Source organism: Streptomyces sp. NPDC001108 (assembly GCF_053598535.1).
Genome location: NZ_JBSFKL010000002.1, coordinates 105,164 through 121,505, shown reverse-complemented (window position 1 = coordinate 121,505; position 16,342 = coordinate 105,164). Strand labels below are relative to the sequence as shown.

Here is a 16,342-nt window from a genome sequence, read left to right as displayed (position 1 = left end):
TGGACCAAAGATCAGTTGATGGCCTCAGATGCCCAACTCCTGGGCGAGGACCGCCGCCTGTACCCGGCTGCGCAGCCCGAGCTTCCCCAGCAGCCTGCTCACATGGGTCTTCACGGTGGCCTCCGCCATGGAGAGCCGGACCGCGATCTCCGCGTTCGACAGCCCCTCGCCGAGGCAGCCCAGCACCTCCCGCTCCCGCCGGGTGAGCGCGTCCAGCGCCGCCGCGCCGGGACCGTCCGCCGGGGGCGCGGGGCGGGTCCCGGCGAACTCGGCGATCAGCCTGCGCGTCACGGCCGGGGCGATCAGGCCCTCGCCGCGCGCCACCGTGCGGACGGCCTCGATCAGGTCGCGCGCGTCGGTGTTCTTCAGCAGGAAGCCCGAGGCCCCCGCCCGCAGCGCCCCGAAGACGTACTCGTCCAGGTCGAACGTGGTGAGCACCAGGACGTCCGCGAGCCGCTCCGCCACCACCCGCGCGGTCGCGGACACCCCGTCCAGCCGGGGCATCTGAACGTCCATCAGCACCAGGTCCGGCCGGAGCTCGCGGGCGAGCCGCACCGCCTCCTCGCCGTCCCCGGCCTCGCCCACCACCTCGATGCCGCCCGCGCTGCGCAGGATGAGCACCAGCCCCGCCCGTACGGCCGACTGGTCCTCGGCGACCACCACCCGGATCGTCATCGTCCGGACACCCCTTCCTCCACGGGCAGTTCGGCCCGTACCCGCCAGATCCTCCCGCCGCCGGAGCCGGCCGACGGGCCCGCGTCGATCGTGCCGCCCAGCAGCGCCACCCGCTCGCGCATGCCCACCAGACCGGCCCCGGAACCCGGCACGCGCGGTCCGCCGCGCTCCCCGAGCGCGCTGCTGACCTCCACCGTGAGCAGCCGCCCCGACTGTCCGAGCCGTACCGTGACGGGCCCGGGAGCGGCGTGCTTGAGCGCGTTCGTCAGGGACTCCTGGACGATCCGGTACGCGGCAAGTTCGACCGGCGCGGGCAGCGGCCCCCGTTCCTCCCGGACGTCCTCGAAGGAGCATCCCAGGCCGCTGGAGGCCGCGTTGGCGCGGGCCTGTTCGACCAGCGCGTCCAGCGAGGCGAGCGTGGGGGAGGCGGCGGGCCGCGCCGCGTCCCCTGTGCGCAGCAGCCCGATGAGCCGGCGCATCTCGGCGAGGCCGTCGACGCTGTTCTCCCGGATCACCCCGAGCGCCTCGCGCGAGGTCCCCGGGTCGTCGATGGAGAGCGCGGCGGTGGAGTGGATGGCGATCGCGGAGAGGTGGTTGGCCACCACGTCGTGGAGCTCGCGGGCCATCCGGGCGCGCTCGGCGGTCACCGCCTGGGCCCGGTCCATCTCGGCGAGCCGCGCGGTCTGCTCGGCCTGCAGCCGGGCCGTCGCGGCGGCGTCCCGGTGGTTGCGGACGCTCACCGCCGTGAGCGCCGGGAGGAACGAGACCATGGCGGTGACGACGCCGATGAGCAGGGCCTGCGGATTGCGGAACCAGGCCAGGAAGCCGATCGTGACCCCGACCGTGATCAGGAACGTGGTCACCGGGATGCGCCGGGCGGCGGACGGCTTCCCGTACAGCACGGCCGCGTAGACCAGGTCCGTGAACATCAGGACCGTCGCCAGGTTCCCGACCGTGAACTGGTCCGCGACCAGGGCGATCGTGCCGACGACCAGCCCCGTCTGCGGGGCGCTCCGGCGGAGGAGTTCGAGCCCGGAGACCACGACGAGCGGCACCAGGCAGGCCCACGGGCCCGCGAGGAACCGGTTGTTCTGGAGGTGCAGGCCCAGCAGCCACAGGAGCAGGCCGCCGGACAGGCCCAGCACGGCCAGGAGCACGTCGTGGCGGTGCGGTCGGGGAAGCGTGGACACCCTCATATCCAACACGGTGACCGGGGCGCCGGCCTCCTGTCGCGGGGGGAGGCGCCGGTACATCGAAGGATGCAGTGCGGATTCGTCATCGCCGACGACGAGTACGCCCCGGACGGCCGGAATGCTGGAGGGAACGGGGAGAAGAAGGGAAACGCCGTGATCGTCACACTGATCGTGCTCTGCGAGGTCGCCTTCTGGGTGCTGCTGGCGGCCGGGCTGGCCCTGCGGTACTGGGCGAGGAAGCCGAGGCTCGGGGCGGCCGTGCTGCTGTGCGAGCCGCTGCTGGAGCTCGTGCTCCTGGTGGTGACCGCCATCGACCTGAAGAACGGGGCGCAGCCGGACTGGAAGCACGGGCTCGCCGCGGTCTACATCGGCTTCACGGTGGGGCTCGGCCACTCCACGATCCGCTGGGTCGACGCCCGGGTCGCCCACCGGTGGGCGGGCGGTCCGCCGCCGGTGAAGCCGCCGAAGTACGGCCGGGCGCGCGCGGCGCACGAATGGCGGGTCGCCGGGCGCTGGTCCCTCGCGGCGGCGACCGCGCTGGCGCTGCTCCAGGCGGCCGCCTGGTACGTGGGCGGGGACGGCGACGTCTCCTCGCTGCGGGCCTGGCAGGAGAAGATGCTGCTGGTCATCGGCATCAACCTGGTCATCGCCGTGAGCTACACGCTGTTCCCCAAGCAGGAGCCCAAAGCCGTCCGCTGACACCGGGACAGGCCCGCCACGGGGGTGCGGGCCCGCCCGGGAGGACGGTCCGCTACCGCTCGCCGCCCGGCACCCACAGCACGTCCCCGACCTCCTTGTTCGCCGTCCTCGCCAGGATGAACAACAGGTCGGAGAGGCGGTTGAGGTACGTGGCGGTCAGCGCGTTCATCACGTCGCCGTGCACCTCCAGCGCCGCCCAGGTGGACCGCTCCGCGCGCCGGACCACCGTGCACGCCTGGTGCAGCAGCGCGGCCCCGGGCGTACCGCCCGGCAGGATGAAGCTGCGCAGCTTCTCCAGCTCCGCCAGGAAGCGGTCGCAGTCCGCCTCCAGCTTGTCGACGTAGGACTGCTCCACGCGCAGCGGCGGGTACTTCGGGTCCTCGACGACCGGGGTCGACAGGTCCGCGCCCACGTCGAACAGGTCGTTCTGCACCCGGACGAGCACCTTCACCACGTCCTCGGAGAGCTGCCCGAGCGCGATGGCGGTCCCGATGACGGCATTGGCCTCGTTGGTGTCGGCGTACGCGGAGATCCGCAGATCGGTCTTGGCGGTGCGGCTCATGTCGCCCAGCGCGGTGGTGCCCTGGTCGCCGGTGCGGGTGTAGATACGTGTCAGATTGACCATGCCGTCAGCGTAACTACGCCCGGCGCGCCGCCGGATGACCCCTGCCGGTGTGATGTCCGTCATGTGAGACGTGACGCGCATCTCTTCACGGCCCCAGGGCCCTTCCCGGGTACTAATCTCCGCCGGAGGGCATGTGAACAAGCGTGAGGACAGGCCGTGCGGGGACCAGCCGCGCGCGCGAAACACTGAACCAAGGGGTGCATACGTGGCCAGGAAGCTCGCCGTCATCGGAGCCGGACTCATGGGGTCCGGTATCGCGCAGGTGTCCGCCCAGGCGGGCTGGGACGTGGTGCTGCGCGACGTCACCGACGAGGCGCTGGCCCGCGGTCGTGGCGGCATCGAGGCGTCGTACGCCAAGTTCGTCTCCAAGGGCAAGCTGGACGCGGCCGACGCCGAGGCCGCCCTCGCCCGCATCACGACCACCACCGACCTCGACGCGGTCGCCGACGCGGACGTCGTTGTCGAGGCCGTCTTCGAGAAGCTGGAGGTCAAGCACGAGATCTTCCGCTCCCTCGACAAGATCGTCCGGGAGGACACGGTCCTCGCCTCCAACACCTCCGCCATCCCGATCACCAAGATCGCGGCCGTGACGGAGCGCCCCGAGCGCGTCGTCGGTGTGCACTTCTTCTCGCCGGTCCCGATGATGCAGCTCTGCGAGCTGGTCCGCGGCTACAAGACCAGCGACGAAACCCTCGCCACCGCGCGCGAGTTCGCCGAGTCCGTCGGCAAGACCTGCATCGTCGTCAACCGCGACGTGGCCGGCTTCGTCACCACCCGGCTGATCTCGGCCCTGGTCGTCGAGGCCGCCAAGCTGTACGAGTCGGGCGTCGCCTCGGCCGAGGACATCGACATCGCCTGCAAGCTTGGTTTCGGCCACGCCATGGGCCCGCTCGCCACCGCGGACCTGACCGGCGTCGACATCCTGCTGCACGCCACCGGCAACATCTACACGGAGTCGCAGGACGAGAAGTTCGCCGCCCCGGAGCTGATGCGCCGGATGGTGGACGCAGGTGACATCGGCCGCAAGAGCGGGCAGGGCTTCTACACGTACTGATCGTTCCCGGTCCTCCGGGGGCCGGTCCTCCGTCGGCCGGCGCCCGGGGACCCGGGGCGCAGGCCCCGGGAACCGTGGGCCCGATCCGGCCTTCGCCGCACCTCGGTCACTCGACGGGGTGAATTCGGTATCGGTTCGCTTACAGACGGAAACTTCCCTGTCTCCGCCGGAGTCAGTTGTGGCAGAGACAGAACAGACAGACGAACCTTGCAACGGGGCATTCCAGGGGAGCGCATATGCACATCAGGGGCGACCACGCCGAACTGGTCGTCGGGGGCCGCCTCGACGTCCGAAGCGCGGCGGACGCCCGTACGGCCCTGCACTCCGCCCTCGACGACGGGGTCGGCGACCTCGTGCTCGACCTGACCGAGCTGGACTCCTGGGACGCCACCGGACTCGGCGTCATCATGGGCGCCCACCGCCGGGCCGGCCGGGCCGGCCGACGGCTGGTGCTCCGCGGAGTGCCGCCGCAGATGCAGCGTCTCCTGGTGGCGACCCGGCTGCACCGCATTCTGGCCATCGAGGGCGGAATCGCCGCCGACTCGCTGCCCCGGGTGTAGAACCACCCGCCCGGCCCGGACCACGGACGCTCACCACGGACAGATCCGCGCAATCCGTGCGAGAGCGAGCCGCTTCGGGCGGCACGACCCCCCGGCTGTGCGGGGGCACCGCACGACGGATTAGGGTTCGGCCCGTCCGCCGATTGACGGGAACCCACCGGGCGGACACCGGACCAGAAGCGACTGCGGGGCGTGTGAGGCCGGGAGGGGCAATCGTGCGCGACGCGTCTGGGGGCTTTCGTCGATGGATTCGACACACCGGGGACCGGAACTGTACGGCCGGGACGACGACGGCCCCGGTACGGCCGCCGGACCCCGCCGGCCGGTCCGCGGCCAGCTGACCCCGGACCCCGGGCGGCCCGCGCCGCCGCAGGCCCGGACCGTGCGGCTGATATCGGGCGACTACCTCCTCACCGTCAACCCGGTCGACGGCAGCGAGATCGAGCTCTGCCCGCCCGGTGAACACCCCGGCCCGCCCGCCCGGCGCACCGAGGCCGGCCGCGCCGGCCGGGAGCGCGCCGCCGCGCCGCCCGTGCCCCCGGGCCCGCCCGCCCCGCAGCTCCCCCTCCTGGAGCGCACCCGGGAGCGCGAGCGGCTCGTCCGGCTGCTCACCCAGGGCCGCTCGGTACGGCTCACCGGGCCCGGCGGCTCCGGCCGTACGGCCCTGCTGGACGCCGTGGCGGCCGACTGCGCCGATCTCGCCCCCGACGGCGTCGTACGCCTCAGCGGCTACAAGCGCACCGCCGCCGACCTCCTGTACGGCCTCTTCGAGGCGGTCCACGACGCACCGGACCACCGCCCCGACCGGGCCCAGCTGCTCGACGCGGTCCGCCGCATCGGCGCCGTCGTCGTCCTCGACGACCTGGAGTTCGGCGGCACGGCCCTGGAGGAGCTGCTCGACGCCACCCCGGAGTGCGCCTTCCTGTTCGCGACGGTGCCCGACGTCGCCGCGCCCACCACGGACTCCCAGCTCGAAGAGGTCTTCCTCGCGGGCCTCGGCCGCGGGGCCTGCCTCGACCTGCTGGAGCGGGCCGTCGAGCGCCCGCTCACCGAGGAGGAACGGAACTGGGCGGGCGACCTCCGGTTCGAGTCCGAGGGGCTGCCGCTCCGCTTCGTCCAGGCCGCGGCCCTGCTGCGCCAGCGCGACCTGCTGCGCGCCGACCCCGGGGCGTACGACACCGAGGACGGCCCGGCGCAGGACGCCCCGTTCGGCCACGACCCGGCCGTCGACGGCGTCCACGTACCGCTGCCGAGCCTGGGGGAGGGGGCGGCCCCGGCCGCCCTGCTCGCCTCCCGGCTCAGCGAGGCCGCCCGCGAGACCCTGCGCTTCGCGGTGGCGCTCGGCGGCGAGGTGCCGCACCAGGCGCATCTCCCGGCGCTCATCGGGGACACCCACGCGGACGCCGCGCTCGGCGAGCTGGCCGGCTGCGGGCTGCTCTCCCCGGCCGGGTCCCGCTACCGGCTGGCCGCCGGGGTGGTGACCCAGCTGGAGGCCGCCGGATACGGCGAGGGCGCCACCGAGCGCGCCCGGACCGCGGCCCAGCACTACGCCTGGTGGGCCGGGCACCCCTCGGTCACCCCCGAGCGGGTGACGGCCGAGGGCGACGCGGTCCTCGCGGCGATGGCCCAACTGGTCCCCGGCGACGGCGCCGGACAGGCCAGCGTGGCCGTGCTGCTGGCCCGCAGCGCCGCCCCGGCCTTCGCGGCGGGGCTTCACTGGGGCGCCTGGGAGCGGGCGCTGCGGATCGGCCAGGAGGCCGCCCGGATCGCCGGGGAGGTCGCCGAGGAGGCGTACCTCCACCACGAACTGGGCGTGCTCGCCCTCCTCACCGGCAACCCGGACCGGGCCAGGGCCGAGCTGGAGACCTCGATCGGCATGCGCGGGGCGCTGGCCGACAAGTCCGGCGCCGTCGCCGGGCGCCGCGCCCTCGCCCTGGTCGCGGACCGGGCCGGCGGCGCGCTGCCGGCGAGCCTCGCCCCGCTGGAGGGGGAGCTCCCGGCCGCCGTCACGGCCCCGCTGCCCGCCCTCACCCCCCGCGCGGACGAACCGGTCACCCGCGCGGTGCCGGTGGCGTCGCGGCCCGCGCCCGGCCCGTACGGGACCACCGCCGCCCTGCCGCAGCACGGCGGCACCCCCAAGGCCCCGGCCGGGGCCGCTCGGGGCGGCTCGGCGCTGCTCGCCGGAGCCCGCCGCAACCTGGTCGCCACCCTCGCGGGCATCCTGCTGACCGGGGTGCTCGGCACCGTGGTGACGCTGGGTCTGACCTCCGGCGACGACGACGTCCCGGGCCACAAGGACATCGTGACCGAGCAGACGCAGGGCCAGGAGGAGGACGAGGACGAGAGCCCGGCCGACGGCCCGGCGGACGGCTCCACGCCCGGCTCCACGCGGTCGGACAACGGCATGACGCCCGGCCCGTCCGACAGCGGCCCCACCCCGAGCGGCAGCACCGACCCGTCCGGCGACCCGGACGGACCGAGCGGGAGCGCCTCGTCGGACGCCCCCTCCAGCACCGGGCCGTCCTCGCCCCGGCCGACCGGGACGCAGAGCGGCACGAAGTCCTCCCCGCCGCCGAAGCCGACGAAGTCGCCGAAGCCGACCCCCACGGAGACGGAGTCCGACTCCCCGACCCCCTCCGACACGGCCACCGACCCCGGCCCCACCGAGCCGGACACCTCCGACTCGGCGAGCGGCCCCTCCGCCACGTCCACCTCGGCGTCGGCGGGCGGGGACGACGGCCCGGAGATCGTCTGAGGGCCGTCCCGGCGATCCCCGGCGGACGCGGGACCACCGGACGGCCCTCAGGGATTCCCGTCGTACCGGCGGAGGACCAGCAGCGCGTCCTCCTCCGCCGCCACCATGGCGAAGGGGAACCGGTCGAGCTCCAGGCAGAGGGCGACGTCGTCGGGGTGGCTGCCCCGGCGCACGCCCTGTGTCAGCTCGGCGGCGGCGCGCGAGGCGGCGGCGCGGCGGAGGTACCCGGCCGGGTCCGGTGAACCCCCGGCGGCCCGTCCGGCGATGTACTGGGCGCAGGCGAGGTCCTCGTCGGCCCGCCCGTCCTCGCCGGTGACCACGTACGTGACCTCGTCAGGGGCGCGCTCCCGCAGCACCCGGGCGGTCGCCTCCGCGACCACGAAACCGGCGCACAGCACCAGCGACGCGTCCCGCACGGCGAGGGCACCGACCGTCCCGGCCGTGGTCTTCTGCACGACGGTCCGCCCGCCGAGGTCGGCGGAGCGGAGCTGTCCGGGGGAGTTGACCAGGTCGAAGCCGGGTGCGGGCGGGCCGTCCTTGAGCGCCGCCCAGTCAGGGTGGCGGGCCTTGAGCGCCAGCGCCTCGTCCAGCGTGTCGGTGAGCACGATCCTCTCGGCCCCCCGGGCGAAGGCCCAGGCGGCCACGGTGCAGGCGCGCATGACGTCGACGACGACCGCCACGGACGGGGCTTCGGTGGTCAGTTCGGGTATGCCGAGGAAACGGGGATCCATCCGGGCATGATGATCCACGCCCGCCCCGGAAGGGAACGGGCGTGGAGAGCGCGGCGGGTCCGGAGGGTCAGAACAGGCGCAGCTTGTCGTCCTCGATGCCGCGCAGGGCGTCGTAGTCGAGCACGACGCAGCCGATGCCGCGGTCCGTCGCCAGCACCCGCGCCTGCGGCTTGATCTCCTGCGCCGCGAAGATGCCGCGCACCGGGGCGAGATGGGGATCGCGGTTGAGCAGCTCCAGATAACGGGTCAGCTGCTCCACGCCGTCGATGTCGCCGCGCCGCTTCAGCTCCACGGCCACGGTCCGGCCGTCGGCGTCCCGGCACAGGATGTCGACCGGGCCGATGGCGGTGAAGTACTCCCGGCGGATCAGGGTGTAGCCCTCGCCGAGGGTCTCGATCCGGTCGGCGAGCAGCTCCTGGAGGTGCGCCTCCACGCCGTCCTTGATGAGGCCGGGGTCCACCCCCAGTTCGTGGGACGAGTCGTGGAGGACTTCCTCCATCGTGATGATCAGTTTCTCGCCCGCCTTGTTCACCACGGTCCAGACACCCGCGCTGTCGCCGGTGCCTTCCTTGAGGGTGCAGGGCGGCGACATCCAGTTGAGTGGTTTGTACGCCCTGTCGTCGGCGTGGATCGAGACGCTCCCGTCCGCCTTCACCAGGATCAGACGGGGAGCGGAGGGCAGGTGGGCCGTGAGACGGCCGGCGTAGTCCACGGAACAGCGGGCGATGACGAGACGCATGGTCGGCAACGCTACTCGACGAGAGGGGCTCCACGCGATTCTCCCCCGTCACACCCGCATCTGCGGTCACCGCTGTGCGGTGCCCCTCGGGGTTGCCCCCCTTTGGGTGCCTTCGCTGATGGCCGGTTGTGTTCCCAATCTCCTGGTGCGGGCCGGACTGCACCCTTACCGTGGAAGCAGGAGGTCGTCGCGCGTGTACGGTGCGTCGCCGCTCTCCGTCCCAGCCCGTAAGGCCCCGGCCCGGCGCCGGGGTCGCGAGAGGAGAACCCCATGTCGCTCGACGTCTCACCGGCGCTGTTGGAACAGGCCGAGCGAGGCGAGGTCGACGAAGCCGACTTCGTCGACTGCGTCCGGACCTCCCTGCCCTACGCATGGGAGATGATCAGTTCGTTGGTGGCCCAACTGAAGGTGGACGGCGGAGAGTTCGCCGACAACCAGACGCCGCCGCCCAACGAGCAGGCGCGCGGTCAGCTGCTGCGCGCCCTTGCGAGCGACGCGATCCGGGGTGCGCTCCAGCGGCACTTCGGGGTGCGTCTGGCGTTCCAGAACTGCCACCGCGTGGCGGTGTTCCCGCTGGACGCCTCGTCCGACGAGCGGCTGGCCCGGTTCACCTCGGTGCGCGGCCAGCTGCTCAACCAGTCGCCGGAGCTGCGGGACTGCTGACGGCGGCTGCCGTTCCGGGCCGCGGTGGCGCGACCGGTTCCGGGGCGGCAGCTCCGTACCCGCGGTGGACCGCGGCCTCCGGGAAAGGCGTGCCCGGTCTCCGGTGCGTCAGGTGAGCAGCGGGAGCACTTCGGTGCCCAGTCGCGTCACGTTCTCCTCCGTGCCCGCCAGCTCTCCCGAGCCCTCCGTGAGCAGCGCGAACCGGGTGATGCCGGTGCGCTCGGCGGTGGCGGCGAGCCGGTCGGCGGCGAGGCGCGGCGGGCCCACCGGGTGCAGCCCGCACAGCAGCTCCGTGTACGCGACCGGATCACGCATCACCCGGTGCCGGCCGTCGACCGTCACATGCGCGGCCAGCCCCTGCCGCAGCCAGCCCGGCATCGCCTTCACCAACGTCTCCACCGCCTCCTCGGGGCGGTCGGCGATCTGGGCCACCCCGGCGGAGACGTGTCCCGCCGACCGGACGTGCTCGGGCGGATGGCCCGCGTCGAGCGCGGTGGAGCGCCAGAGCGCGACCATGTCCGCCTTCTCCTGGTCCCCGCAGTGCATCCCGAGCAGCATCGGCAGACCCCGCTCGGCGGCGAGCCGGACCGTCCCCGGCGAGGTGCACGCGACGATCACCTCGGGGCCGTCGCAGGCCGCCGCCCCGTCGCCGACGAAGAGCTCGTCGGGGCGGGGGACCACGGCGACCTCGCGGAAGGCGTACCGCTCGCCGCGCCCCGCCACCCGGGGTTCGCGCAGCCAGTCCAGCAGCAGCCCCAGCGACTCCGGGAAGCCCTTCTCGTACGCCTCCAGCCCGCCGCCGAACACCTCCAGGTCCACCCAGGGGCCGCCCCGGCCGACGCCGAGGCTGAACCGGCCGCCGCTGGTGAGGTGGAGCAGCGCGGCCTGCTCGCCCAGCGCCACCGGGTGCTGGGTCGGCAGCACGCTCACCGCCGTGCCCACCCGGATCCTGCGGGTCCGGCCGAGCAGCAGCCCGGCCAGCGTCACGGCGGACGGGCAGGCCCCGTACGGCACGAAGTGGTGCTCCGCCAGCCAGACCGCATCGAGCCCGGACTCCTCCGCGACCTCGGCGGACCGGACCGCGCGGTGCAGTGCCTCCGCCGCCCCCTGGCCCGGAAACTGGGCCGCCAGTACGAACGTTCCCACGCGCATCGCCTATTGCCTCCTTGCGGCCGACGCGGCTCTCCCCTGTAGAGCAACAACGTCCGACACGTGCCAAGGGCACGGGCCCGGGGCAAGTTGTTGCGATTTTCCGGTAACTCACCCTCTTCGGTGGGGGCGGCCGTGCGGTGCGGGGACCGGGGTCCGCCGAATGGCCCTACGCTGGACGGGACCCGTCCGGACTGCCCCGAGAGGTGTACACGTGTCCCCGCGCCGCAACCGCCCCCGAGGCGGCGAGAGTCCCCACGAGAGCATGCCGGAGCCGGGTGCCCGGTACGGCGGCGGCGGGCGGGCCGAGGAGTGGCAGGGCGAGCAGTGGTCGGTCCGTCCGGTCAGCGGGGCGAGCGCGGCCGGCAAGCGCTACCGCTGCCCCGGCTGCGACCAGGAGATCCCACCCGGCACCCCGCATCTGGTGGCCTGGTCCGAGTACGCGGGGATCGACGACCGCCGGCACTGGCACAAGGCCTGCTGGAACGCGAAGGACCGCCGCACCACACAGGTGCAGCGGTCCCGGAACGCGCCTCGCTACTGAGGCCGGTTCACACGTCCCGGCGGTCCAGCGAGAGGAACGCGAAGAACAGCGCCACGGCCGTGACGCCGAGCATGATCCAGACCGGCTCCCAGCCGGACGGCCCGGACGTGGTGGGCGCGGTCTCGTAGAGGACGCTGAGCTGGCTGGGGATCGAGTACTCGAAGAGCCACATCCGCAGGTCCTCGAGGGACTGCGAGAGCATGAACATGGCCAGCACCAGCGGCAGCAGCACCACACCGATCATGATCGTGATCGCCCCGGCGGAGTGCCGGACGAGGGCGCCGACCGCGAGCGAGAGCAGCCCCAGCGTCGCGATGTAGAGGCCGACCCCGACGGTCGCGCTCAGCCACTGGGAGCCGTCGGCGTCCGCCCCGCCGATGATCGCGGTCTGCAGCATCGCGACCACCGCCGTGGTCACGGTCGTGACCACGAAGGTCAGCAGGAAGAAGACGATCGACTTCGCGGCGAGGACCCGGGCGCGGCTGGGGCAGGCCGTCAGCGTCGTACGGATCATGCCCGTGCCGTACTCCGACGCGATGGTCAGCACCCCGAGCGTGATCACGCAGAGCGAGCCCAGCAGCACCCCGAAGAAGCCGAAGCTGAGCACCGGGGTCGATTCGAGGCCGGCGCCGGTCGCGTTCACGGCGACGGCGGCCAGCACCCCGATTCCGACGAGCAGCACGATCATCACCCCGAGCGTCCACATCGTGGAGCGCACCGAGCGGATCTTGGTCCACTCGGAGGCGAGCGCGTCGCCGAGGGTCGCCGCGCGCACCGGGATCGGCGAGACGAAGGCGGTCTGCGGGCCGTGGTGCGGGGACGGTGCCTGCGGGATCGGCGGCGTGCTCATCGGGCGTCCTCGCTGGTGTCGTGCGTGGTCAGGTCTGCGGTGGGCCGGGCCTGGGGCGCCGCGTACGGGTTCTGGCCGGGCGGCGGCGGGGCGTACCAGTTCTGCTGCGGTGCCTCGGGGACGGGCTGCTGCCCGTGGCCGGCCGGGTGGCCGGGCTGTCCGTAGCCCGGCTGTCCGGGCTCCTGCGGGGGCACGAGACCGGCCTTCTGGTCGGCCGTCGAGCGGTAGTCGACGACCGACTGGGTCATCCGCATGTACGCCTCCTCCAGCGACGCCTGGTGCGGCGACAGCTCCCACAGCCGGACGTCCGCACCGTGCGCCACGTCGCTGATCCGGGGGAGCGGCAGCCCGGTGACCCGCAGCCCGCCGTCCGGCTCCGACAGCACCTGCCCGCCCGCCCCGGTCAGGGCGGCGATCAGCTTCTCGCGCTCCTCGGCGGGGCCGTCGGCGACCCGGACCCGGGCGAAGTCGGCGGAGTTCGCCGAGATGAACTCCTTGACGTCCATGTCGGCGAGCAGCTGCCCCCGGCCGATCACGATCAGGTGGTCGGCGGTGAGCGCCATCTCGCTCATGAGGTGGCTGGAGACGAAGACCGTGCGGCCCTCGGCCGCCAGCATCTTCATCAGGTTGCGGACCCAGAGGATGCCCTCGGGGTCCAGGCCGTTGACGGGCTCGTCGAAGAGCAGGACCTGCGGGTCGCCGAGGAGCGCCGCCGCGATCCCGAGCCGCTGCCCCATGCCGAGCGAGAAGCCGCTGGACCGCCTGCGGGCCACGTCCTGGAGCCCGACGACACCGAGCACCTCGTCGACCCGGGCGGCCGGGATTCCGGCGAGCTGGGCGAGCGAGAGCAGGTGATTACGGGCGCTGCGCCCGCCGTGCACCGCCTTCGCGTCCAGCAGCGCACCCACCTGACGCGGGGCGTTCGGCAGGCTGCGGTAGGGGTGTCCACCGATCGTCACGCTGCCCGACGTCGGCCGGTCCAGGCCGAGGATCATGCGCATGGTGGTGGACTTGCCCGACCCGTTGGGACCGAGGAACCCGGTGACGGCCCCCGGCCGCACCTGGAAGGAAAGGTTGTGCACGGCCGTCTTGGCGCCATAGCGCTTCGTCAGGCCGACTGCCTCGATCATGCTTCAGCCCCATCGACTCAAACTCTGTCGTCGGGGCCCCGGCCGCGTGGCCGTACGCCCCCGTAAGAGTTAGGAGGATAACGAGCCGCTGACGGTTCCGGCCAAGCCGTTACACACGTGCGTCGATTCCAGGACGATCTCAGGCATCCCGCTTCCGCAGCACCAGGTAGCCGCCGACCAGCGCGGCCGCGACCCAGGCGAGCAGGATGCCGAACCCGCCCCACGGCCCGTACGGGGCCGGGGCGCTGCCCATGGCGTCGGGCACCACCTGCATGATCTTGGACCCCGCCTGGTCCGGGAAGTAGCGGGCGACCTTCTTCGCCCCCGGGACCACCGAGAGGATCTGGGACACCAGGAAGAAGAACGGCATCAGGATGCCGAGGGACAGCATGGAGCTGCGGAGCATCGTCGCCACCCCCATGGAGAAGATCCCGATCAGACCCATGTAGAGCCCGCCGCCGACCACCGCCCGCAGCACATGCTCCGCGCCGATGTCCGTGCGGTGGTCGCCGAGCAGCGCCTGCCCGAGGAAGAACGAGACGAAGCTGGTCGCGAGCCCCACCAGCAGGGCCAGCACCCCCGCCACCGCGACCTTGCTGAACAGGAACGCGCCACGCCGGGGCACCGCCGCCAGCGAGGTGCGGATCATGCCGGAGCTGTACTCCGTACCGACCACCAGCACCCCGAAGACGACCATCGCCAGCTGGCCGAGGGTCATGCCGGAGAAGCTGATCAGCGTCGGGTCGAACGTGCCCCGTTCCAGCTCCGGGAGCTCGTTGAACTGGGCGTTCATCAGGGCGCAGAGCGCCGCGCCCATCGCGACGGTGACGACGAACGCCGAGATCAGCGTCCAGACGGTCGACGAGACCGTACGGATCTTGGTCCACTCGGAGGTCAGGACCGCGGGTACCGATGCCATCGTCGTCACGCTTCCTTGCCGTCGGCGGCCGGGCTGTCACCGGTCCGCGCGTTCCACTGGTCGCCCCACTGCGGGCCCTCGGGCGGTGGCGCCGTCATGTGGTCCGCGTGCGCGTGGTACTCCACGGAGCCCGCCGTCATCTGCATGAACGCGTCCTCCAGCGAGGCCCGCTGGCCGCTCAGCTCGTGCAGTGTGATCCGGTGCCGTGCGGCCAGCTCACCGAGCGCCTCGGTGGTGGCACCGTCGACCTCCAGCATCCCGCCGGTGGTCTCGACCACGACCAGCCCCTCCGCGTGCAGCACGTCCCGCAGCCGCTCCGGCTCCGGCGAGCGCAGCCGTACGTAACTGCGGGAGTTCTGCTGGATGAAGTCGGCCATCGACGTGTCCGCGAGCAGCTTCCCCTGGCCGATCACGATCAGATGGTCGGCGGTGAGCGCCATCTCGCTCATGAGGTGGCTGGAGACGAAGATTGTCCGGCCCTCCGCGGCGAGCGCCTTCATCAGATGGCGGATCCAGTGGATGCCCTCGGGGTCCAGGCCGTTGACGGGCTCGTCGAAGAGCAGGACCTGCGGGTCGCCGAGGAGCGCCGCCGCGATCCCGAGCCGCTGCCCCATGCCGAGCGAGAAGCCCTTCGACTTCTTCTTCGCCACCGCCGTCAGCCCCACGGTGTCCAGCACCTGCGCGACCCGGGCCTCCGGGATGCGGTTGCTCTGCGCGAGGCAGAGCAGATTGTTGTACGCGCTGCGCCCGCCGTGCATCGACTTGGCGTCCAGCAGCGCCCCGATGTGCTTCAGGGGTTCGTCGAGCTCGTGGTAGGGCCTGCCGTCGATCCGTACCGAACCACTGGTCGGATTGTCGAGGTCGAGCATCATCCGCATCGTCGTGGACTTGCCCGCCCCGTTGGGTCCCAGAAAACCCGTCACCATTCCGGGCTTCACCCGGAAGGAGAGTCGGTCGACGGCAACCTTGTTGCCGAAGCGTTTCGTGAGGCCATCGAGCTCGATCATGCGTTCACGCTAGAACGGCCGCGCGCCCGGCGCCACCACAAAGGCGGAACCGGGCGCGTTGAGAGGCGTACTGCCGAAGGGTCAGCGGCCCTGCTGGGCCGGGACACCACGGGTGACCGGCTCGTCGTCGGCGGGAGCGCCGGCGGCGGCGACCGCGGCACCGGTCAGCGTGGCCAGCATCTCGCGGACGTTGGTCAGCTGGGCGTTGATCGAGTCGCGGCGGTTGGTGAGCGCCGCCAGCTCGCGCTCCGATTCGCTGCGGATCCGGTCGGCCTTGGCGTTCGCGTCGGCCACGATGTCCTCGGACTGGCGCTGCGCGGTCTCCACCGTCTGACGGGCCCGGCGCTCGGCGTCCGTACGGAGCTTCTCGGCCTCCAGGCGGAGCTGCTCGGCGCGGTGCTCGATCTCGGCGAGGCGCTTCTCGGCCTTGGCCTGACGGGACGCGAGGTCGCGCTCCGACTGGTCGCGGCGCTTGGCCAGGTTGGTCTCGAAGTCCGCGGCGGCCTGGGCGGCCTTGGCGCGGGTCTCCTCGAAGAGGGCGTCCGCCTCCTCGCGCTTCTGCGCCGCGTCCTTCTGCGCCTCGGCGCGCAGCGAGCCGGCCTCACCCTTGGCCTTCTCGACGATCCGGACGCCCTCGTCCTCGGCCTTCGCCTTGCGCTCGGCGGCGAAGGTCTCGGCGTCGTTGCGCACCTGCTGGGCGGCGGACTCGGCGAGCTCGCGGTGCTGCTCGGCACCGCGACGGGCCTCCTCACGCAGGTCCTTCGCCTCCTCCTCGGCCAGCCGGAGGATCTTCTCGACACGGGCACCGAGACCGGCGTACGACGGCTCCGCGTCGCTCACCTGGGCCTGGGCGTTCTGCGTTTCGAGGTGGAGCTCCTCGATGCGCTTTTCCAGAGACGTGATGCGGGTCAGGGCACTATCACGGTCGGCGACGAGCTTGGTAATGCGGTCATCCACCTGACCGCGGTCGTATCCACGTCGGACGAGTTCGAAGCCGAAGGGGGAGGAAGGGTCGCTCATGGGGTTCCTGTCGGATGAGACCGGTGAGG

Annotated in this window: 17 protein-coding genes; 6 read left to right on the top strand and 11 right to left on the bottom strand. The window is 72.8% G+C overall.

The window, feature by feature from the left end:
• Positions 1 to 24 precede the first annotated feature (24 nt).
• Both ACWC97_RS05370 and ACWC97_RS05365 read right to left on the bottom strand, forming a co-directional pair.
• Positions 25 to 675 (bottom strand): response regulator transcription factor, encoded by a 651-nt coding sequence (locus ACWC97_RS05370; protein WP_352277200.1) that lies wholly within the window; start codon positions 673 to 675, stop codon positions 25 to 27.
• Positions 672 to 1,871, bottom strand: coding sequence for a sensor histidine kinase (locus ACWC97_RS05365; protein WP_450647585.1), 1,200 nt, complete (start codon positions 1,869 to 1,871; stop codon positions 672 to 674). Before ACWC97_RS05365 ends, ACWC97_RS05370 begins: the two co-directional genes overlap by 4 nt.
• A 150-nt stretch (positions 1,872 to 2,021) precedes the next feature.
• On the opposite strand from ACWC97_RS05365, the gene ACWC97_RS05360 reads away from it, so the two are divergent.
• On the top strand, positions 2,022 to 2,567 hold the full coding sequence (locus ACWC97_RS05360; RefSeq protein WP_352277346.1) for a hypothetical protein: 546 nt from the start codon (positions 2,022 to 2,024) through the stop codon (positions 2,565 to 2,567).
• Positions 2,568 to 2,619: 52 nt separating this feature from the next.
• Here the strand turns inward: ACWC97_RS05360 and ACWC97_RS05355 are convergent, their stop codons facing one another.
• Positions 2,620 to 3,192, bottom strand: coding sequence for a cob(I)yrinic acid a,c-diamide adenosyltransferase (locus ACWC97_RS05355; RefSeq protein WP_352277203.1), 573 nt, complete (start codon positions 3,190 to 3,192; stop codon positions 2,620 to 2,622).
• A 205-nt stretch (positions 3,193 to 3,397) separates the two neighbouring features.
• Between ACWC97_RS05355 and ACWC97_RS05350 the strand changes: the two genes are divergently transcribed.
• From ACWC97_RS05350 to ACWC97_RS05340, 3 genes are all read left to right on the top strand, one after another.
• Positions 3,398 to 4,246 (top strand): 3-hydroxyacyl-CoA dehydrogenase family protein, encoded by an 849-nt coding sequence (locus ACWC97_RS05350; RefSeq protein ID WP_352277204.1) that lies wholly within the window; start codon positions 3,398 to 3,400, stop codon positions 4,244 to 4,246.
• Positions 4,247 to 4,482: 236 nt separating this feature from the next.
• The gene (locus ACWC97_RS05345; protein ID WP_072486732.1) at positions 4,483 to 4,806 is read left to right on the top strand and encodes an STAS domain-containing protein; all 324 of its coding nucleotides are present in this window, start codon (positions 4,483 to 4,485) and stop codon (positions 4,804 to 4,806) included.
• 244 nt (positions 4,807 to 5,050) lie between these two features.
• Positions 5,051 to 7,561 (top strand): ATP-binding protein, encoded by a 2,511-nt coding sequence (locus ACWC97_RS05340; protein WP_450647583.1) that lies wholly within the window; start codon positions 5,051 to 5,053, stop codon positions 7,559 to 7,561.
• A 47-nt stretch (positions 7,562 to 7,608) separates the two neighbouring features.
• Here the strand turns inward: ACWC97_RS05340 and ACWC97_RS05335 are convergent, their stop codons facing one another.
• Together ACWC97_RS05335 and nucS are read right to left on the bottom strand one after the other, a co-directional pair.
• Positions 7,609 to 8,292, bottom strand: a complete 684-nt coding sequence (locus ACWC97_RS05335; protein WP_450647581.1) for a 2-phosphosulfolactate phosphatase — start codon at positions 8,290 to 8,292, stop codon at positions 7,609 to 7,611.
• 67 nt (positions 8,293 to 8,359) lie between these two features.
• On the bottom strand, positions 8,360 to 9,031 hold the full coding sequence (nucS, locus tag ACWC97_RS05330; protein WP_352277210.1) for an endonuclease NucS: 672 nt from the start codon (positions 9,029 to 9,031) through the stop codon (positions 8,360 to 8,362).
• Positions 9,032 to 9,301: 270 nt separating this feature from the next.
• On the opposite strand from nucS, the gene ACWC97_RS05325 reads away from it, so the two are divergent.
• Positions 9,302 to 9,694 carry an SCO5389 family protein gene (locus ACWC97_RS05325; protein ID WP_352277212.1) on the top strand — a complete coding sequence of 131 codons (393 nt, stop codon included), beginning with the start codon at positions 9,302 to 9,304 and terminating at the stop codon, positions 9,692 to 9,694.
• Between the two features lie 108 nt (positions 9,695 to 9,802).
• Here the strand turns inward: ACWC97_RS05325 and ACWC97_RS05320 are convergent, their stop codons facing one another.
• On the bottom strand, positions 9,803 to 10,846 hold the full coding sequence (locus ACWC97_RS05320; RefSeq protein ID WP_450647579.1) for an LLM class flavin-dependent oxidoreductase: 1,044 nt from the start codon (positions 10,844 to 10,846) through the stop codon (positions 9,803 to 9,805).
• 211 nt (positions 10,847 to 11,057) lie between these two features.
• Here ACWC97_RS05320 and ACWC97_RS05315 point away from each other — a divergent pair, with 211 nt between their 5' ends.
• On the top strand, positions 11,058 to 11,387 hold the full coding sequence (locus ACWC97_RS05315) for an ATP/GTP-binding protein (protein ID WP_352277215.1): 330 nt from the start codon (positions 11,058 to 11,060) through the stop codon (positions 11,385 to 11,387).
• Positions 11,388 to 11,394: 7 nt separating this feature from the next.
• Here ACWC97_RS05315 and ACWC97_RS05310 read toward each other — a convergent pair whose 3' ends face one another.
• The 5 genes from ACWC97_RS05310 to ACWC97_RS05290 all read right to left on the bottom strand — a co-directional run bounded on the left by ACWC97_RS05310 (position 11,395) and on the right by ACWC97_RS05290 (position 16,313).
• Entirely contained in the window at positions 11,395 to 12,237 is an 843-nt protein-coding gene (locus ACWC97_RS05310; RefSeq protein WP_352277217.1) for an ABC transporter permease subunit, read from the bottom strand.
• Positions 12,234 to 13,367, bottom strand: a complete 1,134-nt coding sequence (locus tag ACWC97_RS05305) for an ATP-binding cassette domain-containing protein (protein ID WP_352277218.1) — start codon at positions 13,365 to 13,367, stop codon at positions 12,234 to 12,236. Before ACWC97_RS05305 ends, ACWC97_RS05310 begins: the two co-directional genes overlap by 4 nt.
• A 139-nt stretch (positions 13,368 to 13,506) precedes the next feature.
• Positions 13,507 to 14,286 carry an ABC transporter permease gene (locus ACWC97_RS05300; protein ID WP_385215141.1) on the bottom strand — a complete coding sequence of 260 codons (780 nt, stop codon included), beginning with the start codon at positions 14,284 to 14,286 and terminating at the stop codon, positions 13,507 to 13,509.
• Between the two features lie 5 nt (positions 14,287 to 14,291).
• Positions 14,292 to 15,293 (bottom strand): ABC transporter ATP-binding protein, encoded by a 1,002-nt coding sequence (locus ACWC97_RS05295; protein WP_352277222.1) that lies wholly within the window; start codon positions 15,291 to 15,293, stop codon positions 14,292 to 14,294.
• Positions 15,294 to 15,374: 81 nt separating this feature from the next.
• Positions 15,375 to 16,313 carry a coiled-coil domain-containing protein gene (locus tag ACWC97_RS05290; protein WP_352277224.1) on the bottom strand — a complete coding sequence of 313 codons (939 nt, stop codon included), beginning with the start codon at positions 16,311 to 16,313 and terminating at the stop codon, positions 15,375 to 15,377.
• Between the last annotated feature and the right edge of the window lie 29 nt (positions 16,314 to 16,342).